Here is a 25,305-nt window from a genome sequence, read left to right as displayed (position 1 = left end):
TGGGGGAAGAGATGGCACAGACGGTTCAGGTTCAGACACAGCGTATGGGGAAAAGAGAGTCTCTGATTCATAGTAAATCCGGGTTTGCTTTACTGATTGCAGCTTTAATCATGATTACGCTTATATCCGTAGGTATTGCAGTTTCCATTGGACAGGTACAAATTCCACTGGCGGAGTCATATCGTATTCTTTTATACAAATTAACGGGATTTCAGTGGGGGACAACACCGATTGAGACAGGTTCCTTTACCGATATCATTTGGCAGATTCGTTTCCCGCGTGTGCTGATGGCGATGTTTATCGGTGCAGGCTTGGCCTTGTGCGGTGCTGTTATGCAGGCTGCTGTGCAGAATCCGCTCGCTGATCCTTACATACTGGGTATATCCTCAGGCGCTTCACTTGGAGCAACCTTTGCAATTCTTATTGGGTTCGGTGCGATTGGGTGGCTTGGTCAGACGGGGGTGGCTTTCTGGGCCTTTGCCGGTGCGATGGGTGCGTCCTTACTGGTCCTGACTTTGGCAGGGATTCGGGGGAAAATGACGTCGGTCAAGCTGGTGCTTGCCGGAATGGTGATTAACGCGTTATGTAGCGCTTTTTCGAACTTTATTATTTATTTTGCCAACAATGCTGAAGGCATCAAAACGGTGACGTTCTGGACCATGGGCAGCCTGGCGGCTTCCGGATGGAACAAGCTTCCGCTCGTAGGTATCGTCGTGCTGGTGGCGATTCTATTTTTCCTTTTACAGTCCAGAGTTCTTAATACGATGTTGTTGGGGGATGAAGCAGCTGTTACGCTGGGCATTAATCTGAGTGTGTATCGCAGACTGTACATGCTGTTAACCGCTTTGGTGACAGGCGTTATGGTGGCGAGCTGTGGCATGATTGGTTTTGTTGGACTCATTATTCCGCATATTGTCAGAGGTCTCGTGGGTTCCGACCATCGTAAAGTGATGCCTGTATCCGTGCTGTTTGGAGCCATTTTCCTCATCTGGACGGATGTTATTGCACGATCCCTCATATCCAGCGTGGAGTTGCCAATCGGTATTATTACGGCCATGATTGGCGCACCAATGTTTATGTATATGCTGGTCAAAAAAGGCTACGGTTTTGGAGGAAATTAAACATGAAGCTGAACGTAGAAAATGTATCCATCTCTGTGCTGAACACGGACATCATCAAGGATATTTCATTACAGGTGAACGGCAAACAGTTCGTTGGGCTGATCGGACCCAATGGTTGTGGCAAGTCAACGCTGCTCAAGAGCATTTATAAAGTGATCAAACCGCAGCAAGGTAAGGTTTTTCTGGATAATACCGATATTCTCAAATCCAGTCCAAAGCTTGTTTCCAGACACATGGGCGTTGTTGGCCAGTTTAATGAATTGAGTTTTGATTTTACAGTACGTGAGATGGTCATGATGGGCCGTACCCCGCACAAAAAAATGCTGGAGACGGATAATGAACGGGATCACGAAATCGTGGAGCAGGCTCTGGAAAAAGTACATCTGACTGGACATGCAGACCGCAATTACGTGTCTCTGTCTGGTGGGGAGAAACAGCGTGTCGTATTGGCGCGTGTCTTGGCACAGCAACCCCAATTCCTGATCCTGGACGAGCCAACGAACCATTTGGACATCAAATACCAACTTCAGATTCTAAATATTGTCCGTGGACTCGGCATTGGCATATTGGCAGCGCTGCATGATCTCGAACTCGCCGCAGCATATTGCGATTATCTCTATGTGGTGAAAAAGGGTCAGATTGTGGTCCATGGTAAACCGGCTGATATTCTGACTCGCGAGATGATTGGTGAGGTGTTCGATGTCGATTGTGAAATCTATACAAATCCGGTTACGGGCGGCTTAGGCATTGCTTACCTGAGTACACGTTGATTGGGACTATATCTTCGTTTGGAGACCTGGAGCAATCTTTCGAAATAATCAATTGAAATGAACATAGACCGTACCTGTTGGAGCGATGTTATTGCATGCTCGCAGGGCCGGTCTTTTGTTTTTAGGTGGGGTAGGGATTAACTATTGAAGCTTAGGATCAACGGGATGAGCATGAGCACCTTTGCTGACTTCTTGAAAAATATCTGAGGAATTATCGCTATGCGTTGAAGACTTGCTGCTGTTGTCTTGTTGGGGGTGTTCTCCCGTTGCTGGACTACTACCTGTAATCGCATAACTTCGTAGGATCTCTTCCAGATCTCCAATCGTTACAGGACGAGCATGTCGTTTCAGGACATAACCAAGTTGACCATTGGGTTCCACCGTCGCCGTCTCCAGATCATCTACACTTGTAATTCCGTGCTGTCGCATATGCATCTCAAGCTGATCCATCGTATAACGCATACGTTTCAGATTCGGGATAATGACCTTTCCGTCCTCTACCACGATTTTGGAACTGCCACTCATTAACCGTTCAAAAATATTAAATTTCAATTGCAGTTGTTCCACTACAAGCAATGTCAAAATGAAGACCGATGCTGATCCAATCGCTTTGCCAAGCTCATGATTTGCGATGGGTTGTACAATCGTTGTTCCGATGGAGATCATGATGACCGTTGTGGCGACACTCATCTGTGAGATCGACTTGCGTCCTGCAATTCGCAGCAGAATCATGCCGATAAGTACAAGTAAAACGGATTTCCATATCCAGTCCATACGTATATTCCTTTCTATTCCAGTATGCGCTTTGTTTCTTAGGCTGTTCTGGAGTTGGAGGAATTATGCAGATGGCTAAATCCATAGCTTTCATTCCGCCCACCAGATCGTTTACAATAGGGTATTGATGAAGTGAACAAAGGAGCGGGTCACAGTGGCAAAACAGAAATATTATGTTGTCTGGGAAGGCAAGAAGCCGGGTGTGTATAACACATGGGCAGATTGCAAAGCGCAGACGGATCATTATACTGGAGCAAAATATAAATCCTATGAGTCCAAAGTAGCCGCAGAAGAAGCGTATCGTGCTGGCTGGAAAGGGAACTGGGGTTCAAGTGCAGGCGGAGCGTCGAAGAAAAATTCAGCTGGTAGCGGAAGAAGTGCTGGCATGGAAACGTCAGAGGAAGTGGATTACGACAGCGTCTCTGTTGATGTGGGCACACGTGGTAACCCCGGACCTGTAGAATACAAAGGAGTAGACACCCGCACCGGTGAGGTTATTTTCTCCGTCGGACCGATCTCCAAAGGCACGAACAATCTGGGCGAATTTTTAGCCATTGTACATGCCCTCGCACATCTTAAGAAAGAAGCCAGTACCAAAACGGTGTATACCGACTCGGTCAATGCCATGAAATGGCTAAAGCAGAAAAAAGTAGCCACAACGTTGCCAAGAGACAACTCCACGGAAGAGATCTGGTTGATGATTGATCGTGCGGAGCAGTGGCTCCAGACGAATACGTACAGCAATAAAGTGCTAAAATGGCAGACCAAGCAGTGGGGCGAAATCAAGGCAGATTACGGCCGGAAGTAGGTATTTATCCGTATTAATTTCATAATACCTTTCGCTGCTTCAATCAAGGCTAGATATAGATAAATACGGTTTAATTTGTCTATATCTAGTTACAAAAATACATTTTTAGTGAGTTATGAAATTGATTTTTCCAAAGGATGCCTCCTTAATTTCTGGTCTATTAGAATCGTTATTTACAATTTCCAGTTTCCGCTCTATAATCATCTGAATATGATTAGTTAAACATATGGAGGAGCCTGTCATCTGCAGGCCCTCTTTATCTTTTTGGTCCATTGATTAGCAAGTCCATTCAATAGAATGGGGTATTTGAGTATATATTGCAGGAGGCAGACATGAGTTCCATTTATAGAAGTGAAGAAGGCAAGAGCAGCATACTTGAAGAGTATGAGATTTATTTGAACGAGTTGGGTGAGGAATTTACTCGGGAGTATGTAGAGACGCGTTTTGGAAAGACACATGTTTTACTGACGGGTCCTCTAGATGGCAAGCCGTTATTTATTCTCCAAGGCGGTAATTGTGTGAATCCGATGACGTTGTCCTGGTTCTCTTCTTTATTTAAAGAATACCGGATTATTGCTCCTGATACGATTGGTCATCCTGGTTATAGTGAGGAAGCGAGTATCTCGACACGGTTTGATAGTTTGGCATTATGGGTATCGGATCTGCTGGATCACTATGATATCGAAAAGAGTGCATTTATCGGCCCATCGTTTGGAGGAGGCATTATTCTCAGACTGGCTACCTATATTCCGGAACGCATCTCGTGTGCTGTATTGGTTGCTCCTGCGGGTCTTGCGGTCAATTCCAAAATTAAAACAGCTCAGGATATCACGTTGCCACTCGTCAAGTATCGTATGACGTCTTCACCATCTTCTTTGCAAAAAATTACGGACAACATGTCGTGCAACTGCATGAAAGAAATGGATAAAAACATTATCGGCAAACTTTTTAAATACGTCAGCATAGATCAGGATCTGCCCAAGCTTACGGAGCGGGAAGAACTGGTGAATTATACGTCACCAACCTTGTTATTGGTAGGAGAGAAGGATGTCTTTTTCCCAGCTGATAAGTGTATTGAGCGAGCTCAAAAGATTATTACGAATGTAGAAGCCATCAAGTATGATACAGGACATTTCCCTTCACAGGACGTATTGGTTCAGATGAACGAGGAAATCGGGCGTTTTTTACAGAATAATTATTAATAAAAACTGTTAATGAAGGATGAGAAATGTTTTTCTCCAGTTTAATAAAGTAATTACATCCATCTGTCGATACTCTATATAAGAGAATGCTTTTCTTCTATAGAATAGTGTGGATAGGGATTAGCAGTAGAACGAAGAAGGCTTGATATCATTAATATTTAAATATTTCGCGTGAAGGTGTTTCAAATTGCATCATTTGGTTTATATGTATAGTTGGCGATGAATTGCTGACTGGTTAAACCAAGTGATGCATTTACGCGGAAAGTCTTCCGATCGACAAGGTTGAAAAGAGGTCTGTTATGAGAAAAGACAATTGTAAAATGACATTGCAGCGCAATGTGATTATAAATGATACATATCAGGTAAGACAGGTATTGGCCAGCAGTGAGTTGGCTATTGTATATGCAGGGCGAGATCGTAACACAGGTGCCAAAGTAGCCATTAAGGAATTTTTCCCACAGAGAATGGCTGAACGGCAGGCAGACAAGCGAGGGGTGTTCTGCTCTTCACGAGGATATGGTGGGCAATATCAGGAGTTACTGGCTGCATTTCTGCTCGAAGGTGAACTATTATCGAAACTGGATCATCCCCATATTGTATCGTATATGGATCATTTTGAAGCAAATGGTACGGGGTATCTGGTTATGGAATACTGCACGGGAATAACATTGACCGAGTATTTGAATGAACATAATCATGCTCTTGATGCTACTTTCATAACGGAGACGCTGCTTCCACTGGTGGATACATTGGATTACATACATAAGCAAGGCATTCTTCACCGGGATGTGAAACCTTCCAACATTATGGTTATGGAGGATGGTACACCCAAACTTCTGGACTTTGGCTCAGCTACCCGTTGGCCTATGCAATCCGGAGAGAAACAGGTGATATTTACATCGGCAGGTTATTCTCCACTGGAGTTTTATTCAGAGAAATCCAGTCAGGGACCGATGTCGGACATCTATAGTTTGGCGGCTCTGCTCCATTATTGGACATGCGGGCAACCCCCTATGGACGTGAAACAGCGGTTGTTCCAGGATGAATTGCCATCTGTTCGCTCACATAATGAGTATGTGAATCCTTGGCTCGCTCGTGTTATTCATTGGGGGTTGACGGTTCGTTCTGAGAAACGCTGTGCTTCCTTAGCTTGGGTCAGAAGCTCGCTGCGAGTTCAAGCCTGGGTATGGAAAGTGCGCAAGCCAGGTACAGTGGAATGGTCTTTAGCCGAGAATCAACATACGCAGGTCTATGAAGTGGAGCCGAAAAAGCAACATGAGACGGCGTAAGCAGTCATGACCTATGTTACTAAAGTAGATAGGCTTAAATGCAAGCATAACCGTTAAATAGGTGTAAAATAGAAACAAGCCAGTTCTTACCCGTACATATGGGGCGAACTGGCTTGTTTCTATTATATTTTCAGAGAGAACATACATCAGCGTGCTTCATTTCCACGTAGTTAACACGTAGTTTACTGTGGATCTCTCTTTTGTCCTACATAGATATTGGTACTTGGTTTGATGGCTTTGTAACGAATTTCGATCTCCGTAACACCATCCTCAAACGTGATATACAACTTTTCATTGTACTCCATAGCTTCCGTGTGTCTGCGTTTCACTGGCGTTCGGCCTCGGACAACCGTACAATTCGTATCGTGCCGTACCAATAACGTTTCTTTTTTACCCGCTTCCAGCCAGATTCGTCCCGCTTCTAGTACTTTGACCCCGATGTCCATGCGATCAAACAGTTCACTGAGACTTACTTTTCGGCGTTCCAATGAAGTGAGAGGCCAATTGGTCACTGGTATATCCTCGCCGTTCGCTGTCGCTAGAAAGTATCCTTCCAGTCTTCCCCGGAATACGGGTTTTGGCTTCATTACGAACCAATACAGTGCGAAAATACCACCAGCAAGAAGCAGGCCCAATCCTGTATATAGCAGTACCTTTTCACGTAAAGAATGAATTTGCAACGAAATGTCTGTAGTTATACTTGCTCCCTCAGAATCCGTTGCTGTCACCTTGATCGTTGAACTTCCGGTGTGTAGAGATGACCATCGCAACAGGTTGCCTTCAATGATGGCATCTCCAAGTTTGCGCTCACTTTCACCGTCTGCAAGGACATACGTTAATGGATCATTATTGGCATCCTTGAAGTAGTTGTTCAGGTCGACATCTGTATTGCTGTCGTCTTTGGATAACACCATGGATTCGCCGGTGGCTACGGGTGCTTGATTCGTAATGTCTACTTCAACCGGAGTAATTTCCCGATAAAAGTCCGGACCGTCGATTCGTAGTCCCCATGTGTACAAATCCGACTTGGGAAAAGTGTATTTTCCCGTAAATCCGCTACCTGTATTGGTCAAAGGGATACGTTCTGTTTTTCCATCAGATGGAGTTACAATGAGTTCCGCTTCCAGTCCCTTGTACACATCCAAGTCCTTAATGGGTTTAGGGTCCACAGCCTGATCGTAGAGTGATGCCTCAAATGTGATGCTCTTCCCCTTGACTGGCTGCTCCGTTGCCATATTTGCGACCGCAGAGACGTTGTAGTTCCCTAATAGGTTAATCTTCACCAGATCACCGCTACGGCCCTTGAATTTCAGTTTAAACTGTCCTTTGACCGGACGAATGATCTTCATCAGAGCATATTTATCAGACCGTATGAAGCTGACATTGCTCGATTGATAATAGAGCTGAGCTTCCGAGACAGCATGATCAGATAGCATGATAATGTTGGCATCCGCCATGCTGGAGTTAGGAATATCCACGGTTACTTCCTGCATTGCTCCTGTTGCAGTTACAGCCGCTACAGATACAAGAACGGATTGAATCTGATCTGCAAAAATCCGATTGAAGATTTCAGGCAGATCGTCCGCACTTCCGGTGATAAAGGAAGAACCACCCGTTTCTTTGGCGATACGCTCCAGTTCTGCCGGGTTAACGGTACCGTCGCGGTTTAGTCCCACAGTATAGATGGGATAACCAGCTTGTTGTGCCATCTCAATAACTTTGTCCACATCTTTGGAGGAGTCAGCAGGTGTTCTGCTCGTCGATCCTCGCAAATCCGTTTCTCCGTCAGAGAGCAAAATCATAAATGGTTTACGTTTGTCCGTCTGCGATTGTTCGAGCAGGCTAGCCCCTCGGCGTAAGCCAAGTCCGAGATCTGTATATCCCGAACGTTTTAAGCCATCCACACGGCTACGAAGATTATTGCGAGCTCCAGAGGATGAAATCTCCATCAGTGGTACGGATGAAGTGATCTTGTCATTATAAGCTACGAATCCCAATCGGGTCTTAGGTCCACTACTCATATCCATAAACATATGTATAACTTCTTCGGCAATGCGATCTTTGTCGGTCTCATTCATGGAGTAGCTAACATCCAGGACAAACATGGCATCAAGGCCTTCATACGTCTGGGTCTTGACGGATGATTCAGCGTATATGCTCCCCATGTCCCATGCTGGAATTAAAAAGCTGATTACCAAGATAGAAAAAAATGTTTTTTTGAATTTTGTTAATATCATACGATGCTTTGAATCTCCTTTCTGTTTTGGGCACTGCAATTGTTTTTAGAGGTCAAACTGATTTTTGTTAAAAAACTTTTGTTTCTACTCGACAAAACCCCGTTATGCGAGTTTTGATAAGCGAAGAATATTGCAACACCGCATACGTTAAGGCGATTTCCTCTTGATTAGGGGGAAAACTCCACTAGTTTTAAATCATTGAACATCATCCAGATTATAGGATATTCTTTATCATCGGCATGATTCGATGGGAAGTGAAGCGGAAATCGGAAATTAGTTCTATAGGTATATCGAAGTCACAAAAATGAGCTTTTAGACCTATATAGGGTAATATTGACAAAACATATCACTGATGATTAAGATGAATTCCATAAATCTCCAAAGCAAACGGCATAATCTGGTACATAAGTTCCAGTCATATGTTGACAGCTCGTTCTATTGGACTTGTGATCGCCTGAGAAGATGATTCTCTTAGATCATGACCAAAGACTGATAGAGCGTGCGGAGTGTCAAAAATTGATGGAGGGGGGGAAGCATTCGCCCGAATGAACCATCATTAGGGGGATGTTGCCTGAATGGATATTATTAATCAAACGAACCGAACGATGCTTTTCGAAGAGATCAATCCTGAGAAAATGGATTTGATTACGATTGTCGGTGACGTAAAAGGGATCGACAGTCTGAATGATGACAAGATCAAGGAGATCAATGAACACCTGCTTGTACGAAGCTTCGATGAGTTTTTGGACAAGTTTTCTCCCAGTGTGTATTCCTTTTTCAATGCGGTAAACCAGAAAGTCATGTATACGCTCAAAAAGCCCGAAGGGATTCCGGATGAAGCAATCTCTGAGATCAAAATTGATCATAGCAATGACTTCCTGAGAATGCTCTTTACCCTGATCGATACCAAACGTAGTCAGGGGATTACGAATGTAGATTTCAAGTTTGAAAATTTGCTGGATATGATTTCACCGAAAAAGGTTATGGATGACATTCGGCAGGTACGAAAAGAAATTCATTACATGTACGGCCAGCATGAGAAGCTGGATGACGGGGACCCGAAGAAGTTGGATATCGGGGATAAACTTAATGTCATGTTTGAAGATGCTAGCCGGAACTATAACAATGTTATGGCAATGCTGCCACTGGCCATCGAAGATATCAAAACCCGCTTGTTGCTGGGCCGTGCTCAAGAAGAAACTTCTTCCGAAGCGATTCAGGTAGGACAACTCACAATTGGTGAGAGCGGAGAATTGAAAATTATCGAAGCTCCAAAGAGTGATAACAACGAGTTGATGCTCCTGGATGAGTCGACAAGCACAGATTTGACTCAGGTGTTTGCCGAAGATTATGATTCACTCTCCGAGGCACCTTCACCGTATGTACAGGATCTGGTCGTTCGTACATTCTGCCCACTGCCTGCAGTTCAGACGGATGTTGATACGGCAGTTGAAGTACAGAATTACAATACATACCTGGAATTTTACAAGAACGCCAAGGATGACTTTGTAAAAACCGTAAAACCGCTGGTAGAGAAAATTTTGGGTGTCAAAATGTTCTTTGATCAATATGCGACCAAAAACAAAGGCATGCTTCCTTCCATGCTGATTGCCAATGCCAAGCTGGATATGCTTGTTAAGAGCAGTAATATTCCGCGGCTGGAGACCTATCTCAACACAGTCAATGCGAAGAATGATTTTACCGACACCATTTGGTTCGGAATTGTTCCTTCCGTTGAACTGGAGAATACGGGACAAGTTCAAGTCAGTCGAGCCCGTTTCCGTGGTAACGAGAAAGTGGTTAAACAAGACGGAAACAGTATGGAATCCCTGTCCATGCTTCTGCAAGTCGTTAAAGACTACAAAGTACAAGTATTCTTTAGCTTTGAATCTGGAGAAGAGACTACATTCAGCAGCATGGCTACTGCGGGCATCGATAAATATATTGATAAATGCGCGGTATTAACTCGCAAAGACTACAGCGAATTCGCCATTCCAAGTGCTCCGAATTTCACCATCATTCCGAAAGAGAAATCGGGTGTCGTTATCGACAGTCGTATGCTCCAGACGGAGAATGGTGTGGAGCTTTCCAAGGAGAAAGAAGACGTTCTGAAGCTGTGGATTGAAGGTGTGTATGTCGGTGCGTCTTATGTATCTGCCGGAATTGTGGCTGCATATCAGTGCCCCGAGTATCTACGAGGCGCATTCAAAACCGTGAACCGGGATTATCCAGGTGTGCGTTTTGATATTGAGGCAGGCGATAACAGTCTGCGTGTAGTGACTACGATGACCAAAGAAATTTCCGGATTCACGAACACCATCAAGGATTCGATTAACCGCAAAAACTTTGGATTTATTTTCTCATCGGAGAATGCCCAAATCCAGGATAGCGACATCAAGCGGATCACGGTATACAAAGCGAGAAGCATGGCGATGTCCGAAGATGGTTTTGATTCCTTGTATAAGACACTCGTAAGTACTTACATTGAGCGCTTGCTCCGTTTCCAGACGGGTGATTTCAAGCATGAAAATATCGTCAAATTCTTCAGCAACAATCCGAGCAGTCAGAAGAGCCGGTGGCTGGGAACCCGAGGGTCGATCAATTCGATCATTCAAGAAGGTGACGACATGAGCTTTATCATCGATGAGAAGAGCAATATGTGCCACATTGACCTGGTATTCAACGGCAACGTGAAGAACCTGGAGGTCATGATTACTAAAGGCACCAGCGCGATGAAGGTGTAAGAAACTGGAGTGGGTACAAGTTTTAGAAATGTCTATAATTCTTCAAACAACGAATTATAGAAATTGATTTTGGTGTTAGAGGCGGCCTTTATTGGCTGACCTTATACATATATTTCGGTACCTCTCCTCAAATGGAGAGCATGCCGGGCACATTGTTTTTTAATCTTAAGGAGGTTTTTATTAATGGGTTTTGTATTGAAAGTAGAAGGCGCAGAAACAATCGAATTGGGAATGGATAATATCCGCACAGTAGTGTATGACACAGATACACCGGATGATTCCAACGCTAGATCCACAGATGTAGGTGCAACACTTCGCATCAGTGGCAAAATTATTACAGCAACAGACGGTGACAATGCAGATGACACGATGAAACTTGCTCTGTGGTCCCTCGTTCCAGCTGAAAAAGCAGATTGCTACCGTAAAGTGACCCTTGAAGTGGTTGCGGCGGATCAAGTGGTACGCAAAATTTACATGCCTAACGCGTTCGTTGTGGATTACACAGAACGTTTCGGAGATACCGAAGGCGTAGGTGAATTCAGCCTGTTCATCAAACAGAAAAAAGACAAAACGGAATTCACTAAAATTGAAGGCGGCTTCCCTGTATAAAGGGAGAAGCTGATGTTCCGGGTCAGTTATGGCTGGCCCAGAATAATTCTGTCAAGTTAAGGGGCCTTGGTGCCCCTTAATCTTTATTTACGCCCGAATACGGCAGGGAGGCAGGTACGAATACCATGAATGATTATTATGCCGTGCTTGGTGTGGAACGTGAAGCTTCTCCGGAGCAGATCAAGAAGGCTTATCGTCAATTGGCAAAGAAATTTCACCCGGATGTTAATGGGGGAGATGCGCAGGCAGAAATGCGTTTCAAGCAAGTCCATGAGGCCTACAGTACACTCGGAAATCCCGAGTTAAGGGCTGCATACAATCAACAACCTCGATCTACAGGGAACCCAGGAGGGGCAAATGGAGCAACATCCAGTACTGCACGAGAAAAGAGTGGACAAGCCCAAAATGGACCTATGAATACCGAGAAGGTATGGTCTGATCCATCACGAATGCAGGAACAATTTGAACAATTTTTTGGCTATCGCCCCAAAGGCAAGGACAGCTCAAACAGTGGCAAAGCCGATCCCAACAAAGGAATGGATATGTCCGCCATGTTTGACCGATATTTCGGAGTTCGAAAAAAGTAAGCCGGTGGCCTGTAATGGATCGTGCCGGTTCAGGCGGAGGTTATGGAAGTGAAACGAGGAAGGTCGGTAATGACGATAGGGGTTGACGCATGCGTCGCCATGATTTCGTTAGCCGTGCTGTATTACATATTCATCATTAACCGGGACATGAGTGCCCAGTGGATAACTGGAATTATTGTGGTCCTCTCCGGGGGAGCATACTTGTTTTTTAAATACTTACCTGCCAGCAAGAGGGAAAAGAAGAAGTTGTCTTCACGTGTTGTGAAACTCGTACTGTTGGACGATGACGGTACAAGTGTGAAGGAATGGTACATTCAGGGTGAGACAAGTGTATTGATCGGAAAAAGTTCGAAGAACAGTGAGGCGGACATTGATTTGTCCGATACTCCATATGCTTCCCTCATCAGTCCGCAACATGCTGTGCTGAACAAAGCCTCGGGCCAATGGTTTATCGAGGATATTGACTCCGCCAGCGGCGTGGGTGTACGTAAGGGAAATCAAAGCAGATCATCCAAATTGGAAATCGAAGAACCCAGCCTGATTGAGGCAGGAGACTTAATTTATATTGCCAATACCCGCATTTTGGTGAAATAACGTTGGCATACCATCATACAAGCTTACGGGGGAATGAAAAGAAATGAGTCTTACAAGATGTGGAAACGGACATATGTTCAGCACGAGACGGCACGGAAACACCTGTCCATATTGTAATCTGGCCGTCGAGTCACCGCCTTCCGGCAATAGTGAAGCAGGGGGAGCAATCCCACGCGCGCCTCGCACGTCAGAGGATGACAGAACGATGCCATACCTGGGAGAAACGACAGGAATTGAACCGGTAACGGGATGGATGGTGTGTATCGAAGGTCCACAGATGGGCCAGGATTATCGGATTATGGCTGAAAAGAACTTTATTGGACGTTCGGAAGAGATGCATGTTCGAATCCTTGGGGATAACACGATTTCAAGGCGCAATCATGCGGTGATTGTATATGATCCCAAAAAACGGAATTTCTATCTGCTGCCCGGCGATGCTTCCGGCCTTGCCTACCATAACAACGAAGCGGTCTATTCTCCGGTGGAACTGGCTGCCTACGACGTCATTCAATTGGGACGCAGTAAATTTATTTTCATCCCATTATGTGGTGTGCATTTTGAATGGGAGCAACAGTGAATACCTTCATGATCTTGTGGAACGACAAGGAGCTAACGCCTTATTGGGTTCTGGCAGCAGGCTGTTTGTCGATCTGGTTGTTGTTATTCGTCCGAAGCCGGATTCCGGTAAGGCAACGTGACGATAGGCCGGTTGGCGTTCAGATCGGGAATGGACAGACCATTGGTGCTCGCAGTGAACAGGATGATTATTTTGCCTGTGCCGTGGAGCCTTATGGTGTGCTTGCGGTACTTGCCGATGGAATTAGCGGATTATCTGGTGGGAAAGTAGCCAGTACCACTGCGGTAGAAACATTTATCCGTGAGTTTGAAGAGTTGGAGCGGTTTCCTGATCCGGAAGAGTTTTGGGATGCTTCTTCCCATGCAGCAAACCAGGCGATTCTTCGTAACTTGCTTGGCGTTCCGGGTGGAACAACGTTGGTATCGGCCATGATCAAAGGCAGAGAGTTATATTGGGGCGCGGTAGGAGACAGTATTTTGGCCGTATTTCGTAAAGGAGAGCTGCTTGCTATCAATCATAAACATACACTGGAAACCCAACTGGAAGAACAGTATATGTCTGGAGAAATATCGGAGCAGGAGGCGTTGGATAATCCGCAGCGCAAAAGGCTGGTCAACTATTTGGGGTACGACCATTTTAAACAAATGGAAATCGCGGACGAGCCGTTTGCACTGCAGCCGGCGGACAAGATTGTGTTATGCAGTGACGGGGTATACAACTCTCTTACTGAGATGGAACTGGAAACTATACTTGCGAAAGACATGTCGCCATTTGATGCAGCTCAGACCATCATTGATTTGATTGAAGAAAAACAGCTCGTGCATCAGGATAATGCCACGATTATCATTTTGGAGCAAGGATGGTAACGGATCAGGCAACGCACAGGGAAGGGAAATGGGGAGACGGATGAGGAAGGAGAACAGTGAATTCAAGACGGCTTTTGTCTCGGAAGCGGGATCTTTCCTGAAAAATCGGGATTTCTACGGCTGCGTTGAGCTGGAAGATTGGGCCTGTTATGTCATTGCAGATGGCCTGGATACAGATACGGAAGTGAATAGCGCACAGATCACAGTGCAGACCATTCTGGAATCCTTTTTGGAAAAGCCAACCATGTCCAAACGCAGACTAACGGAGTATATCAAGATTGCCCATGAATGGTTGCAGTATGAAAGCCGCCGAGTCAGGCTCAAAGCGGGATTCGTCATTGTTGTGACAGATTATACACGTATGGTGTGGGCATCTGCCGGACACAGCCGGTTGTATCATTTTCGTGGAAATCGGCTTGCACTAAAAAGCAAAGATCATAGCGTTGCTGCTCAGTTGGCAGCCGAAGGCCAGATTGCAGAAGATCGTGTGGATCAGCATGATGAACGCGGCAATCTGAACGAATACGCGGGCAAACCTGGCATGATCAGACCGTATGTATCGGATAAGATCAAGCTGGCCGATGGCGATGTGCTTGTGCTCTGCACCCCTGGATTATGGGAAGGGGTTCAGGATGCCGAGATGATCGATGCGGTTGAAGGCGCCAATGACCCGCAGACACTGGCGGATACGCTTGAAGAAGTAATGCTTAGCAAGCAGCGTGCCCGTATCGAGAATTATAGTGCGGCAGCCATATATGTGAACAAGATTTTTCATGAAGAGCCCAAGAACCGTAAGAAATGGATTAAGCGGATTGCCATCATGCTGGTCATGCTCCTGATTTTTGGTGGAGCCGGCATATTCTACGCGGTGAAAAGTGCAGCCAAAAAAGCTGAATTGGTCGTAGATATGCTGCAATATGAACAGACCGCAGACCAGTACGTCAAGGAACAAGAGTATACCAAGGCGGTCTCGGACTACAGCCTTGCACGCAATAATTCCATCAAAATCAAGGACCCGATACATAAAAAGCTGTTGACCGCGAAGATGGCTGCTGCTCAGACGCTGGTTGATGGGGAAGCTCACCTGAAAGAAGGCGACATTACCAAAGCAACCGCGAGTTACACCAAAGCATTGGAATTGTCTGAATCCTATACCATGTTCAACCGGGAAGTTATTCAGGAGCGACTGGAGCAGATGACCACTTTCCAGCAAGTGCAAGACTGGATCACCGAGGGCGATCTGAAACTCCAGAACGGAGATTACAGTGGAGCAATCATTTTGTATAAACGGGCCAGAACGGCCGCTACGGAGACAGCTTACAAAGATGCGTTGAAGGAGATTGCTACGCAACTGGAGACGGCCGAGACCAAACGTGCAGATATCAAGCGACAATCCCGGCAGCTTCAGGCAGATACGCTGGAACAGAAGGGTGACCGCTTCAATGAAGCCGGAGACTACAGCGGAGCCATGGATGCCTATGCTTCGGCACAGGGAATTTATCAAGAGATCGATATGCTGGAACGTGTGCTGGCCATGGAGCGGAAAATAAACAAACTGGATGAGAAATTAAACCCACCGGTACCGGCGGCTGATCTTACGCAGGATACGGCAGGATCAGACTCACCAAATACCTCGGGCATAACCTCGGATATGACCGGGAGTACAGGAAGTGTGAATACAGGCAATACAGTAGGGAACGGTTCTTCCACTGCTAATGGCACCTCGGCTGGAAATGGCAATGCGGATGCTTCCGGCTCAGGTACTTCTCCTGGAAAAACGACAAGTAATGCTGGCAGCAATTCTGCCTCCAAGGCTGACGGAAGCACCGATACCACGGAGGCTGACGTGAACGAACAGGAATCATCGGAAGGAGGAGATTCATGATGAAAGACATGATTCGTGACCGTCTTAACAAGATGGAGGATCTCGAACAACGCCGCATGCTCAAAGATCTCATGACAGGCGTTTTTCTTAATCTTGTGGAGTATCAGGAGACGCTGAACAAACAGATTGAGCAACGGGTTTTTGATGAGGTGTTGCCGCAGGAGGAACGTCATGATGTATATGTCACATTATGTGCGCGGGAAGATCTGGATCCCATTCATGAATTTCTGTACCCGATCATTCCTGAGGATGCTGAATCACAGTCCGTCTATTTGAGTGAGGCTTCAGAGGCACTGGCGCGTCAGGAAGAGATGAAATTATTCACGTTCTACATGGAATGTGGGCAACAGGAACTCCAATCTCTACTGAACAGTAATCGGACATTTCGCGGGGAGATAGTAACCAGTGGAGGCAGGCATGCCATAACGGTTCGGTTGAAATCAAGTGCAGCGTATATCTCCAAAGTTGAAGAATTGTACCGGGTCTTTCGTAAGAACAGTCTGCCATGGAAATCGATCAATGCACCCTATGTGTACAAATTCATTGATTGTGTTCTGGTCAGTTCGGACGATGGAGAAGCATGGGACAAACAACATGCTGTCAAGGAACTTTCCATCCATCTCGAAGAGTTTGAGTCTTATAAAAGAACCAATATGATTCCGCTGTGGAACATTCAGAAGCTGGATATGAAAACGGGTGGATTCCCTGTTCCGGCTTCGGACCGAATCAATTATGAACATGTGTTGCCACTCCGCAAAACCGGAACGGAACACGGATATCTGGTGGATGGAGACGAATCGCATATTCGGTATATCAAAAGATCGGAAGAAGATATCACCATCGTATCACCACTGGAAAAATCCGATTCATGGACGGTGCTGAAAATAGCGGGTCCCGTCGCAACCCGCATTGGCAGGATGGACTATCCGCTGTTTTCCAATAACAAGCGGGAAGGGTTTGCCGGTAAATATGCTCGCCAGGAAGGACGTTCTGTACGATCCAAAGGAGAGATTTCCCGCATGGTTCACGCTTTTCAGGCAGCAGAGGGGTTGGAACTGGAAGATGTGCAAGTGGTGGCGCCAGGACCCGCTTTGGGCATTACGTATCCACTTAATGCATTTGTTAGCGATCATGTCCGTGTTGAAACAGATAAACATCGAATGATTTTAAGGTTCAGCAGACACGGAAAGCAGCCGGGACAGGCCATTTTTCTGGATGATCTGCTGAGCTTTCTGGTATCCGAAATCCAGCTGGCTTTCCCGGAATACTGCTGCGAAGGGGAATGGGTGTGAGTACAGCATGAATTACATCTGGGATCTGATTATTCGGGCCAAGCGTAATGGAACCGATCTGCGCGACGTAACCTTTGTGCCAGCACGTGTATATTCGCCTTACATGGAACTTAGCCAGACAAACCTGAATGCTTCAGGCGTGGAAGGCACGGTTGAAGTCAATCCGTATTATCGCTTTTTTGATATTTTCCGGGACCTCTTCGATATCAATAATGAAGAGCAGGTGGAGTTGCGGGAAGCGCTCTTTGATCTGGTTATTCATTTTCTGGCGGATATGGATTTGATGCAGGGGATGAACAAGAGGGAGTATTATATTCGCTTCATTCTGAAGGATATGCATTCGGGTGTATACGGGGATCGGGTTCGGCGGCGACTGGAGCTGTTCGGACAGGAGGAGCAGGAAGTGATCGCCTGCAATATGCTCCGTTTGTATGATACGGGAGAGGCGGTTCATCTGCTGAGGGATACCCTTGTTCGAATGTTCCCGCGTTCAACCCTATATGCCAATTGTGAAGAAAAGGATGAATTGCTTTTGTATATTGGTCAGGTAGAGCGTACGGAAGCGAAGGAGAAGCTGGAACTGATTCTTGAACTCTTTCTGCCGGTTCGTTTCGACACGGAAATATACTGGAGGCATCATTTTGGCATTCTGGATGTGGATTATACGATGATACAGGACGGGATTGCCCTATATTAAGCAGCACCAGCAGTTGTAAGGAGGAAGTATAGATGAACGGCTATTCATACCGATTGTATCCTGATGCCACGAGCAGGGAACGTTCCAGAGGAACCATGCGTTATACGCGTGAAGAATTGATGGACATGACCACGTTCCAATTACGGAACATTTGCTACAAGGAACGGTTAATCGAGGGATTGGGCCCTCGGACGGAGCGGGAAGAACTGATTCGGATTATTTTAAAATTTCTGGGAGCGGACGATATATTGTGGATCAATCAGTCTGTTGAAGGTGGATTCGAGCGGATACAAAAGGCTATTTCTCGTCATATGACGGCGCCCATGAGCAGTGATGGAGGCATTAGTGTACCTGCGCGACTGATTCTGTACGAAGGATTGAACGTGGACAAGCTGGATCGATATGTGGTTACGGCACCGGGGGGACTAACCGAATCCAACGTACTTTTAGTCAATGAAAGCATGGAGCTGTGCGGCATCTTCAACCTGGTTAAGGACGACTCCGTATCGGGAACCTTTTATTTGACCGCAGGAAGTGGGGCGACCTGGAAGAGATCTGGAAACAGACAGTATAGTCTTCTCTTTTTCCGTAAACGCGACTCGGAGTACCTATATCAGACCTATTATTCCAGCAGACCGCTTCCACCGGTTCATATTCAATATACTCAAATCCCACTGGCAGATCTGGACATCCGGGAGCTTGAACCGACAGAAGCAGTGCTTGCAATTGATTTTGGCACCTCCAATACGACGGCAGGCGCCTATTTGCATAACGGTTATATTCAGGCGCCGAGCAGCCAGGATTTGCTGAATGGGCGAGTCCGTATGGATGCCATCAACTACGTTTCTTTTCCCGATCCTACATACAAAGATACGGATTGGATCGAGGTCTTGCCTACGGCCATTGGGGTGGCGGAGTGTTCGGATCCAGCGAACATTCGTTACGAGTTCGGCTATGAAGCGCTGCGAAGTATGCGTCGGGGAGGATACAGTAGCCGGGCGAGTGTCTTCCGCAGCATGAAGCGATGGGTGAACAATTACAACAAAATGGAAGAAATCGTCGATGTTCATGGCAATGCGGCCATCGTTTCTCGTATGGATCTGCTGCGTGCGTACATGAATTACATCATCCGAACGGCAGAGCATCAGTTCAAGTGCAAGTTTCGCCATGTGCATTTTACCAGTCCCGTGAAGATGAAAACACAGTTTTTGCAGATGTTCGGCGAGATGCTTCCGGATTATCGGATTGAGCAGACGTATGCGCTGGATGAGGGAATGGCTGTACTCTATAACACCCTTGCTGACGGGATGGAACGTGGTGCTTTCATGGAAGGGCAGACGTATCATGCGCTCGTGATTGATTGTGGCGGTGGAACGACGGATTTATCTTCCTGTGCCTTTACGATCGAGGATGGACATATGGCGTACAAGCTCGATATTCATACTACCTACGAAAATGGGGATACGAACTTCGGAGGTCACAACATTACCTATCGTATTATGCAATTCATGAAAATTGTATTCGCCGACTACTATAGCGGACGCCGTCAGGTGACGGATATTGATAGCCTGATTGAGGCACCTGGTGCGGATGTGTTCCGTCAGGTGGACGAAGAGGGTGTGAAGTCCGTTTATCAGAAGCTGGAGCAGCGATATGATGAGGCAGAACACATCATCCCTACCGCGTTTGCGCGCCGAGAGAATCGTTCTCGGGACGAGTATTTGCGGGTAAGAGGCAACTTCTACTTTCTGTGGGAAATCGCAGAAGAGATGAAGCAGCAATTTTTCCGCAAAACCGGCATATTGCGTAACCGATTCCACTCGGAGATGGAGGACGACGGGGACAGTGATCTGCAAATAACGACCATGGAGCGTTGGTTCCTCTCGGTAGAACGGAATGGGGAGTTGAAGGATGAATATGAGTTCCCCGATGTGGTGTTCAATATCAAGGAAATTACCCAGCTGATTAAGGCCGATATCTATGAGGTGGTTCGCAAGTTTTTGGATGATTTCTATCATCAAGGGCGGATGAACCAGTACTCGATTATCAAGTTGACAGGTCAGTCCTGCCGCATTGATGTATTTCGGGAAGCACTGAAGGAGTTCGTTCCAGGCAGAAGCATTGAGTTTCGGCAAAAACCTGCGGAAGGGCGTGTGCCTGATCTTAAACTTGCCTGCCTTCGAGGGGCAATTCGTTATCTGAGTGCCCGCAAAACAGGAAGCGTTCAAGCTGACATCACGCATGATGCCGCTGTAATTCCGTATACCGTAAGTGCCTACACGCATAATGGACGTGAAAAAATGCTGATCAGCAGTCTGGATCGGAGTGATGGTATTCCTGGCAGCATTTCCCGTCCATTCGAGACGGCAGAAGTGGAGTTGTATCTTAGCGGAAGCGATGGCCAGCTGAGACAAAAATTCGTATATGCGAACCGCCCGGATTTCTATAAAGAGGTGCTCTACGAAGACATTCGAGATCGATATGGAGATAAAATTCCGCAAGATGATACGGATTCCATCGTGAATGGAGAGACGAAGTTTTTTGTGTTTCCGGATGATCGTCATTGGGGCTTCCATGTGTTGCCTGTAGCTCGCAGAAATGAACGGATGTATCTGGGATCTCAGAAGCTACTTCCGTTTGAAACAGACTTGTCGGAACTGGACTTCTTTGACGGAATGAAGTGAGGATCACGAGCAGAAAGGGGGAACAACGCTCATGTTCACATATTCGTATCCGCATTTTAACAAGGGAAGAATTCTGAAAACATCCATGTTGGAGGGGCTACGTGATTACCCCAGAGACTTCATCGAACTGTACTATCGCGGTTATGCAGATGGCATTCTTGCAGGTGCAGAGGTAGAAGTGTTCCCGGACAAATTGGTCGTCGCTCCTGGGATGGTGCTGCATAATGGAAGGCTTTATATGCTGACAGAGCCTATGGAACTGGCATACCAAGCTACGGGACGGGTCAATGTGCTGAAGCTTCAGTTTACCGAGGAGGAGACCGTGAGTGACATGACGATAAGCCATTCAGAGCTGCTCTTGGATGAAGAGACAACGTGCACATCGAGAGAGTTGGAGCTGGCTCGATTCAAGCTGAAGGAAGGGGCCCGGCTGCGGCGTGACTACCAGACCTTTGCCGACTTGGCAACGGAGTTCAACACCCTGCATGTCATTCATGTCCCTTATGCAGCCGAGGGGGCAAGCACCTTATCTCCTGTTGTCATGAAGGATTATGCCGAGAGGTTGCTTCGAACGGGGACCTCTGATCCCCAGGATCTGGTCTTCGCCATGATGTGTCTCAATGAAGGAACGGTTGCGCGTAGCGTCATTTTGCATCACATTGCTAGTCGATTAGGGCTGGAGTACAGAGAATATGATAATGCGCAGATTCATCGATATCTGGATCGCATACTGGCGAATGCAGGTCGGGGAACGGGACGTTCGGGTATGCCGGTGGGCGGACCACATCGTATGATTGTGGATTGATTCAGCACAAGGAAAGGAAGTTGTTCTTGATATGGAATATCTCGATCGAAAAGTAATTCCCATATTATATAACCATCGTGAAAATGAAGAGAATGGTCAGAACAGTGAAGTAGAAAAGGCGGTTAAATCAGCACATAAATCCCAGGCTGTTGATTCAGCAGAGCTGCCAGCGAGGCTCCGTATTGGAAAGGAAAGCGTATTTCTAAAACGAACCGAGCTGTACGATAGTAGGGTAGCCATATCCCTTCCACGTTCATTGCGTTTAATTTCAGAGAAGGAAGCGAGCATGAAGTATCCTTCGTCTCATCGGCCGGAATGGATATATACCAATGATTCAGGGACAGTCAATTTTACGTTTAACAGACTGGAGCATCGAATTTCGGAAGAGGAGCTGACTTCCTTTACTGAAACGATGGCCAATGTCATTCGTGGAACGCAGCCAATCAGACAATGGGAGAAACATGGCGTTCGAATTACTGGAACGGGACAGTTCACGGGATACTGTCAGTTTTCCGTTCAGGGGTTGAATAATCAGATTTATAACCATATCGGTTTTTCGATTTTAGACCAGTCAGTTCTTGTTTACGGATTTAATTGCACGGATGAAGAAAAGCGCGATTGGCTGGAGCCTGGCGAGACGATTCTAAATTCACTTGCGATCCATTGAAGTTGAAAGGAGATGAGAAACATGAGCCTGACTTATGAGAATCTGATTATTGAACCATATGAACTGGTGCATTTGCAAGAACTGACGATCCGGAAAAAAATGAATGAACACACTCGGCTCGTGTTTAAGGGCATGGTGTCTGAGGAATGGAAGGATCGCTATGTCGATGTTACGGATCAAAATACCCCAATTGAAGTGTGGCAAAAAGATGAGGATGGCAATAAGAAGCCTCTGTTCAAAGGCATTCCACTATCTGTTGAAGTGCAGGTTGTCAGAGGCGTATATACGCTCCACGTGGAGGCCATTTCACATACATACCGGATGGACATTACAAAACGAACGCGTACATTTCAAAATGTCAAAATGAAGTTACCCGATTTGTTAAAGAAACTGGATCAGGATTATCCGGGGCTGGACGTGATTGATGAGGGAACAGGGGGGGCCAAGATCGGGAAGGTTGCCGTGCAATATCAAGAAACGGATTGGGCATTTCTCAGGAGACTTGCTTCTCGCTTTCACACCAGCTTGATGCCGGCCGCTCAGTTTGACAGCCCCAAATTTTATTTTGGCGTCTTTGAGCACGGAAACTCAATCGATCTGGACAATACACGTTATACAATCCGCAAAAACATGGCACCATTCATGTACTTTACCGAAAACGATACGTTAAAGGTTAACGAATCAGATTTCATTATATATGAAATCGAGACAGATCAGGTGATGGAGCTTGGACATCATATTACCTTCCGAGGCAGAAGCCTATATGTGACTGAGGCATATACCGAGCTTGTGGGAGGAATAGTGAAGCACCAATATGTACTTAGCCTTCATAGAGGACTAAGACAAAAGACATATTACAATTCGATAATTGCCGGAAGCTCATTACTTGGTCGCATCCTTTCAGTGCATGGTGGTCATGTAAGAGTTCAGCTGGACTGTGATGAAAAACAGGAGGAAGAGGAAGCGTTGTGGTTGTTGTATCAGTCTCCATACATCGCAGAGGGGCAGACAGGTTGGTATGTCATGCCTGAAGTGGGTGATCCGGTGGCCGTATATTTTCCTACGCAAAACGAAGAAGAAGCCTATGCGACAGGAGCACCCCGTCTGGATAACAAGGTAACTGGAACGAACCAATTGAACAAACCGGATCATAAAATTTTCCGTACGCCTTATGGCAAAGAAATCAGACTGACCCCAGATTCCATCTCCATTAGCAGCAAAGAGGGCGAGGTGTTCATTCGTCTCAGCGGGGACGAGGGCATTCAGATCATCGGAAGCCAGCAGATTCGGATGTCTGCCGGGGGCAATATCTCGCTCAAAGCCGGGAAGAAAATAACGTTGTCTGCCGATTCACAATTGTTGCTGGAAGGCGGGGGAGGGACATTCAAATTGGATGGACAGGCAAAAATGAGTGGATCAGAAGTGAAAGCCAACTAGCATGATACGTGACGTATGGGCAGGAGGGATAATTTCCAATGGATCGCAAGGAATCTATGTTGCATTTTTATACCCATCAGGTAAAACCTGCGCGGGCCAAACTTATGGATGATTTGCAGCATACGTTGCATACAAGGTATACGGAATTGACAGCCGAGTTCCTAAGTCATTTCAGGTTGATGATTCAGGAAGTCAGCGACGCCCAAAAGCGTGGGGCGAAAGGGCCGATCGCATACATTCAATATTCTATGTTGCGAACAGAACTTCTTGGAGGGGCGATGAATGTCCTGGTCGAGGCATATGATGCTTCATGGTTGCTGGATCGAACACCCATCCGTTCATTCTATTCTTCCCACTGGGCCTATGAGTGTCTTGAACGGATGCTCAATGGATTAAGAGAAGAACTTCCTCACTATCAAGGAACCGTTACAGCGGTAGAACTGGACCGAATCATGTTACAGGAAGCGGCGTTGGTGAATCGATATCTTGTACATTTTATACGCCGTAGCTGTCGCGCGCTGGAGGACTTCGAATGGAACTCTCTTATGGATCTGGAACAGATATTCGAAGTACGTGTAGGAGAATACTTGGATGCTAGTGAGTGCGTATTTCGTCTTGATCGAAGGAATAGGAGCATTGAGGAGATTGGTGAAGCATTGGAAGAAAGTGATGGTCTTGAGGTCGTGTACGCGCACTTTCAGGGACTGGATATGAGCGAAATGGAATGTAGCGATCTGGATTTTCGTTACAGCCGTTTTGATCGTATCGATCTGCATTCTACCGATTTTCAACGCTGTATCTTGATAGGGACACGTTGGCGCAATTGTAGTCTGGAGAATACCGATTTCACCGGAAGCATTCTATATGGGGCAGATTTCAGCGGGTGTTCTCTGGAAAGAGCTGTTTTCAGGGAGATCATAGGGGAGGTAGGACATCCGGAAGGACTCGCTCAGGGTCCAGAATACGATGCGCTTAACTTCGAGAATTCAAACCTTTCAGGTGCTGACTTCCGAGGGGCACACCTTCGTGGAGCCATATTCTGTGGAGCTAATCTAACAGATACGTTATGGGAGGGTGCTGATGTGGAGGGTGCGATTTTTGACGATGACGAGAGGAGGCGAGGGTTATCCGATACTTTCGTCTAATGGCCGATCCCAGATGGATACACCGCGTAGAGACTGAGCCTGTCGGTGAACTGCAACGCAGGACCTGGAATCAGGCTTTTCATGATTCGGGCAGTGAGCATACAGCCATTAACCTTTATGTGCGAAGCGGATTCCATGTCGATTATACCGATTATTTGGAACAGCCGGTTCCCTTAGTTTCAGATCAATTGCTTGAAACACTTATTTTGTATTGTCCTCAGCTCAAGCGAAGGGCTACCGTATTAACGGACAAGGAGCGAATGACCCAAGAGACGTATTGGGCCATTCATCCTCCTGCACTGGCAAACGTATTATCTCCTCATACCCGTCGGCGCATGGATGGAAGTCTGGAGCGGATCGTACTGAAGCGAGATTTCCCGGATGTACCCCTGTTCCAATTGATGGAGCTGCGCGAAACCGTGATCATTGTCAATCTGGCGTTGTCGGAGAGCATTCTGCGGCGAGATGTGGCAGGAGTACAATTCATTCCGTTGGACTTGGAACAAACGAATTAG

22 protein-coding genes are annotated in these 25,305 nt (G+C 46.4%); 20 read left to right on the top strand and 2 right to left on the bottom strand.

The genetic code is table 11. From position 1 onward, the window contains the following. Positions 1-44 precede the first annotated feature (44 nt). Both MHI52_RS22480 and MHI52_RS22475 read left to right on the top strand, forming a co-directional pair. Complete coding sequence (locus tag MHI52_RS22480) at positions 45-1,121, top strand: FecCD family ABC transporter permease (RefSeq protein ID WP_405159412.1); 1,077 nt, start codon at positions 45-47, stop codon at positions 1,119-1,121. 2 nt (positions 1,122-1,123) lie between these two features. Further along, positions 1,124-1,891, top strand: a complete 768-nt coding sequence (locus MHI52_RS22475) for an ABC transporter ATP-binding protein (RefSeq protein WP_127545022.1) — start codon at positions 1,124-1,126, stop codon at positions 1,889-1,891. 141 nt (positions 1,892-2,032) lie between these two features. Here MHI52_RS22475 and MHI52_RS22470 read toward each other — a convergent pair whose 3' ends face one another. Next, positions 2,033-2,665: a DUF421 domain-containing protein gene (locus MHI52_RS22470; protein ID WP_282320634.1), complete on the bottom strand. Its 633-nt coding sequence runs from the start codon at positions 2,663-2,665 to the stop codon at positions 2,033-2,035. A gap of 154 nt (positions 2,666-2,819) precedes the next feature. On the opposite strand from MHI52_RS22470, the gene rnhA reads away from it, so the two are divergent. From rnhA to MHI52_RS22455, 3 genes are all read left to right on the top strand, one after another. After that, a complete protein-coding gene (rnhA, locus tag MHI52_RS22465) occupies positions 2,820-3,473 on the top strand; it encodes a ribonuclease H (protein ID WP_340984588.1) in 654 nt (217 codons plus the stop codon). Between the two features lie 332 nt (positions 3,474-3,805). Further along, complete coding sequence (locus MHI52_RS22460) at positions 3,806-4,675, top strand: alpha/beta fold hydrolase (protein WP_036615225.1); 870 nt, start codon at positions 3,806-3,808, stop codon at positions 4,673-4,675. Between the two features lie 299 nt (positions 4,676-4,974). Then, positions 4,975-5,964: a serine/threonine-protein kinase gene (locus MHI52_RS22455; protein WP_340018018.1), complete on the top strand. Its 990-nt coding sequence runs from the start codon at positions 4,975-4,977 to the stop codon at positions 5,962-5,964. 182 nt (positions 5,965-6,146) lie between these two features. On the opposite strand, the gene MHI52_RS22450 is transcribed toward MHI52_RS22455, so the two are convergent. After that, on the bottom strand, positions 6,147-8,129 hold the full coding sequence (locus MHI52_RS22450; protein WP_405157647.1) for a vWA domain-containing protein: 1,983 nt from the start codon (positions 8,127-8,129) through the stop codon (positions 6,147-6,149). 647 nt (positions 8,130-8,776) lie between these two features. Between MHI52_RS22450 and MHI52_RS22445 the strand changes: the two genes are divergently transcribed. The 15 genes from MHI52_RS22445 to MHI52_RS22375 all read left to right on the top strand — a co-directional run bounded on the left by MHI52_RS22445 (position 8,777) and on the right by MHI52_RS22375 (position 25,305). After that, positions 8,777-10,945, top strand: coding sequence for a transcriptional regulator (locus tag MHI52_RS22445; protein ID WP_405157646.1), 2,169 nt, complete (start codon positions 8,777-8,779; stop codon positions 10,943-10,945). Between the two features lie 183 nt (positions 10,946-11,128). After that, positions 11,129-11,554: a hypothetical protein gene (locus MHI52_RS22440; RefSeq protein ID WP_056695746.1), complete on the top strand. Its 426-nt coding sequence runs from the start codon at positions 11,129-11,131 to the stop codon at positions 11,552-11,554. A gap of 125 nt (positions 11,555-11,679) precedes the next feature. Beyond that, a complete protein-coding gene (locus MHI52_RS22435; protein ID WP_100528544.1) occupies positions 11,680-12,141 on the top strand; it encodes a J domain-containing protein in 462 nt (153 codons plus the stop codon). Positions 12,142-12,183: 42 nt separating this feature from the next. Then, entirely contained in the window at positions 12,184-12,735 is a 552-nt protein-coding gene (locus tag MHI52_RS22430; protein WP_127545040.1) for an FHA domain-containing protein, read from the top strand. A 43-nt stretch (positions 12,736-12,778) separates the two neighbouring features. Beyond that, positions 12,779-13,312, top strand: a complete 534-nt coding sequence (locus MHI52_RS22425; protein WP_405157645.1) for an FHA domain-containing protein — start codon at positions 12,779-12,781, stop codon at positions 13,310-13,312. Beyond that, positions 13,297-14,178, top strand: a complete 882-nt coding sequence (locus MHI52_RS22420; protein WP_228469530.1) for a PP2C family serine/threonine-protein phosphatase — start codon at positions 13,297-13,299, stop codon at positions 14,176-14,178. The genes MHI52_RS22425 and MHI52_RS22420 overlap by 16 nt, the downstream gene beginning before the upstream one ends. 40 nt (positions 14,179-14,218) lie before the next feature. Then, positions 14,219-16,063, top strand: coding sequence for a SpoIIE family protein phosphatase (locus MHI52_RS22415; protein WP_253502197.1), 1,845 nt, complete (start codon positions 14,219-14,221; stop codon positions 16,061-16,063). Further along, positions 16,063-17,355 (top strand): normocyte-binding protein, encoded by a 1,293-nt coding sequence (locus MHI52_RS22410; RefSeq protein WP_221824770.1) that lies wholly within the window; start codon positions 16,063-16,065, stop codon positions 17,353-17,355. The genes MHI52_RS22415 and MHI52_RS22410 overlap by 1 nt, the downstream gene beginning before the upstream one ends. 7 nt (positions 17,356-17,362) lie before the next feature. Beyond that, positions 17,363-18,052 carry an iron-dependent peroxidase gene (locus MHI52_RS22405; RefSeq protein ID WP_127545047.1) on the top strand — a complete coding sequence of 230 codons (690 nt, stop codon included), beginning with the start codon at positions 17,363-17,365 and terminating at the stop codon, positions 18,050-18,052. Positions 18,053-18,084: 32 nt separating this feature from the next. Continuing rightward, positions 18,085-20,736 carry a molecular chaperone gene (locus tag MHI52_RS22400; RefSeq protein ID WP_340984591.1) on the top strand — a complete coding sequence of 884 codons (2,652 nt, stop codon included), beginning with the start codon at positions 18,085-18,087 and terminating at the stop codon, positions 20,734-20,736. A gap of 31 nt (positions 20,737-20,767) precedes the next feature. Then, positions 20,768-21,541: a DNA and RNA helicase gene (locus MHI52_RS22395; RefSeq protein ID WP_340984592.1), complete on the top strand. Its 774-nt coding sequence runs from the start codon at positions 20,768-20,770 to the stop codon at positions 21,539-21,541. Between the two features lie 31 nt (positions 21,542-21,572). After that, on the top strand, positions 21,573-22,208 hold the full coding sequence (locus tag MHI52_RS22390) for a hypothetical protein (protein ID WP_405157644.1): 636 nt from the start codon (positions 21,573-21,575) through the stop codon (positions 22,206-22,208). A 21-nt stretch (positions 22,209-22,229) separates the two neighbouring features. After that, entirely contained in the window at positions 22,230-23,645 is a 1,416-nt protein-coding gene (locus MHI52_RS22385; protein ID WP_340906188.1) for a phage baseplate assembly protein V, read from the top strand. A 38-nt stretch (positions 23,646-23,683) separates the two neighbouring features. Continuing rightward, positions 23,684-24,790: a pentapeptide repeat-containing protein gene (locus tag MHI52_RS22380; RefSeq protein ID WP_340906187.1), complete on the top strand. Its 1,107-nt coding sequence runs from the start codon at positions 23,684-23,686 to the stop codon at positions 24,788-24,790. Further along, positions 24,790-25,305 carry a hypothetical protein gene (locus tag MHI52_RS22375; protein WP_340906186.1) on the top strand — a complete coding sequence of 172 codons (516 nt, stop codon included), beginning with the start codon at positions 24,790-24,792 and terminating at the stop codon, positions 25,303-25,305. Before MHI52_RS22380 ends, MHI52_RS22375 begins: the two co-directional genes overlap by 1 nt.

This window comes from Paenibacillus sp. FSL H8-0283, assembly GCF_045040675.1.
Taxonomy (GTDB): domain Bacteria; phylum Bacillota; class Bacilli; order Paenibacillales; family Paenibacillaceae; genus Paenibacillus; species Paenibacillus amylolyticus.
The sequence above is the reverse complement of the archived record's forward strand: the minus strand, read 5'-3'. Positions and strand labels throughout refer to the sequence as shown.